This window comes from Synergistaceae bacterium, assembly GCA_012728235.1.
In the GTDB taxonomy this organism is placed as follows: domain Bacteria; phylum Synergistota; class Synergistia; order Synergistales; family Synergistaceae; genus JAAYFL01.
The window spans coordinates 1-2,769 of record JAAYFL010000046.1 but is presented as its reverse complement, the minus strand read 5'-3'; the positions used below and the strand labels follow the sequence as shown (position 1 = coordinate 2,769).

Sequence of the window (2,769 nt, the reverse complement as noted above, 5' to 3'; positions counted from 1 at the left end):
TGTCGGCATTCTATAAGGGGGAAGCTCCATGATGAAGTATGAGCTCTCACCTTTAAAGAGAGTGTTGTTGAAAACTTTTGCCATAATCAAGCCGACTAATATCCCGAAGCCATAAAGCGAAAAAAGAACTAAAGCACCATGGTTGGGGAAGAATGCTGCAATGAATACTATATAAATAGGAATCTTTGCACCGCAAGACATGAATGGATTTATGAGCATTGAAATCATTCTGTCTTTTTTATTCTCCATCGTTCTTGTCGACATTATGCCGGGAACATTACAGCCAAAACCTATAATCATTGAAATAAAAGCTTTGCCGTGCAGGCCAAATCTTCTCATAAGGTTATCCCAGACATATGCTGCTCTTGCCATATATCCGCTGTCTTCCAAAAAGCCTAATAGCAAATATAGAACAGTAATCAGAGGAACGAACTCAATGACTGCTCCGACACCACCTATTAAGCCATCACCGACGAGAGCCACAAGCCATTCTGGGGAATTTACTGAAACTAAAAAGCTCTCCAGTATTCCTCCGAACCCTTCGACTAAATCGGCAGCTAATCCACCAAAAATCTCTTCTCCAACGATGAAAGTCGTCTGGAAAACAATGAACATGATTGCGGCAAATATTGGAATGCCAAGATATTTATTGATAAGAAACTTATCAAGCATGTCTGTGATTGTTTTGACTTCTTTTTCCGGTCTCATAACAACATCTTTTGCCACACTATTGGCAAAAGAATATCTAGAGTCGACAACCTCTAATTCAAAGCTATCTTTGTTATGGAATTTATGGAAATCTTTTATATGTTTTAGAGTTTCTTCATCTAAAGCACACTCGTCAATCATTTCTAAAACGTGATTGTCTCCCTCGACGATCTTGATTGCAGTCCACCTTGTTGGATAAGGGGTTGCCTTGCCTTCTAAAATTTCCTCTATATGCTCGATGTGATGAAGAACATTTTCGTTATATACGACAGGGTTGTCGTAGGCCTTTTTATCGTCTATTGCCTTAATTACAGCTTCAATAATTTCTTCTTTGCCCACACCCTTGTGTGCGATAGCTGTGACAACAGGAACTCCAAGCTTTGCTGATAGTGCGGCTGTATCAATTTGAATTTCTCTCTTTTGAGCCTCATCGCACATATTAAGAACAAGTACCATGTTTTTGCTCATTTCGAGTAGCTGTGTTGTCAAATATAAATTTCTCTCGATGTTGCAAGAGTCAATTATATTGATAATGACATCGGCATCATCCGACAAAACATAATCCATAGCAACAATTTCATCTTCCGAAAAAGCGCCAAGGCTATATATTCCAGGCAAATCTATGATGTCATATTCTTTGTTTTTGTATTTTAATATTCCTTCTTTTTTTTCTACAGTAACACCAGGCCAGTTCCCTACATGCTGGTTAGATCCGGTTAAAGAGTTAAAAAGAGTTGTTTTGCCGCTGTTTGGATTGCCAACCAGGGCTATTTTATGATTACTCATCTCTATTCCCCTCTTCTTTTTCTGTTTTTTGCACCATTACTTTTTCAGCAAGACCACGACCAATGGCAATTTTATTCCCATTAACGCTTGCCAGAACAGGACCAAAATCATTTTTTAAAACACTTATTCTTGCCTTAGTGTTAAGTCCCATTTCATACAATCTTTTGGTTGCATCTTTGCCGGCAGCGATAGATTCAACTTTAGCTTCATCGCCTTCATGAAGTTTTATCAAAGAAATTGTCATCATTCTCACACCCTATCAATTTTCTTGTTTCGTTTTCTTCATCATGTGATATAGTATTTATATTAACCTGAGTTAGTTTAGACTAACTTACTCAGCTTGTCAACAAAATATAATACAAATTTATAACTATTTTTACTGAAACTTTTTAAAGAGACAAGATACTTGCATATGAGATTTCTTAGATTAAATCTCACTTTAAAATATAAATAATATATGGGAATAAAAGGAGAGTTAACATGAACGTCGGCGAAACTATTGAAAATTATTTAGAAAATATATACATATTATTGAAGAAAAATGACGAGATCAGATCCATAGATATTGTAAATGCGATGGGTTATTCAAAACCTACTATTAGCATAATGATGAAGCAGCTAAGAGAAAAAGATTTCGTTGATTTTGATGAAGCCGGATTTATCACTTTGACAGACAAAGGCCTTGCCGTTGCCGAGAAAGTCTATGAAAGACATGTAGTGCTCACTGAAGTATTAATGAAGCTAGGTGTTGAAGAAAAAACAGCCAAAGAAGACGCCTGTAAAATAGAGCATGTTATAAGCCAAGAAAGTTTTGCGAAGATTAGGGATTTTGTAAAAGGGCTTTAGCCCTTTGGAGAAGTGCTCCTGTTAGTCGCGAGAAGAGACGTTTTTCAAACGTCGACAAGAGTGGCTTCACCACGAGAAGTGCGGCTTTCAGCCGCGTTTCTTTTTTAGAATCTTTAAAGACTTTTACCTTGAACTAGACGGCGAGAAGGAGCCACTTGTCACGACCGAAGGTCGTACTTGCCAGTGGCCGAAGGTCACTACTTGCCGCGGTCGTAGACCGCACTTGCCGGCGAGTTTTTTGGTGTCCGAAGGACAACAAAAAAGGAGCCTCTTCCGAGACTCCTTTTTTTAAATTAATTCTAGCAACGTCCTACTCTCCCACGAATACCCTCCGTAGTACCATCGGCGAAGGAGGGCTTAACTGCCGGGTTCGGCATGGGACCGGGTGTGTCCCCTCCTCTATGGTCACTAGAAATCTGTAATTAACCC

3 protein-coding genes and 1 rRNA gene are annotated in these 2,769 nt (G+C 38.8%); 1 reads left to right on the top strand and 3 read right to left on the bottom strand.

Going from position 1 to position 2,769, the window contains the following annotated elements; all coding sequences use genetic code 11:
* Positions 1–1,494 (bottom strand): ferrous iron transport protein B (gene feoB, locus GXZ13_03900; GenBank protein NLX74980.1); only part of this gene is annotated, 1,494 nt, incomplete at its 3' end.
* Positions 1,487–1,741, bottom strand: coding sequence for a ferrous iron transport protein A (locus tag GXZ13_03895; protein NLX74979.1), 255 nt, complete (start codon positions 1,739–1,741; stop codon positions 1,487–1,489). The genes feoB and GXZ13_03895, both read right to left, overlap by 8 nt.
* A 233-nt stretch (positions 1,742–1,974) precedes the next feature.
* Between GXZ13_03895 and GXZ13_03890 the strand changes: the two genes are divergently transcribed.
* Complete coding sequence (locus GXZ13_03890) at positions 1,975–2,340, top strand: metal-dependent transcriptional regulator (protein ID NLX74978.1); 366 nt, start codon at positions 1,975–1,977, stop codon at positions 2,338–2,340.
* Positions 2,341–2,637: 297 nt separating this feature from the next.
* Here the strand turns inward: GXZ13_03890 and rrf are convergent.
* Positions 2,638–2,753 (bottom strand): 5S ribosomal RNA (gene rrf / locus GXZ13_03885).
* Positions 2,754–2,769: the final 16 nt, after the last annotated feature.

Bases quoted from the DNA above. Each gene is read 5' to 3' on its own strand.
- GXZ13_03895 (NLX74979.1), bottom strand. From the start codon at position 1,741: ATGATGACAATTTCTTTGATAAAACTTCATGAAGGCGATGAAGCTAAA.
- GXZ13_03890 (NLX74978.1), top strand. From the start codon at position 1,975: ATGAACGTCGGCGAAACTATTGAAAATTATTTAGAAAATATATACATA.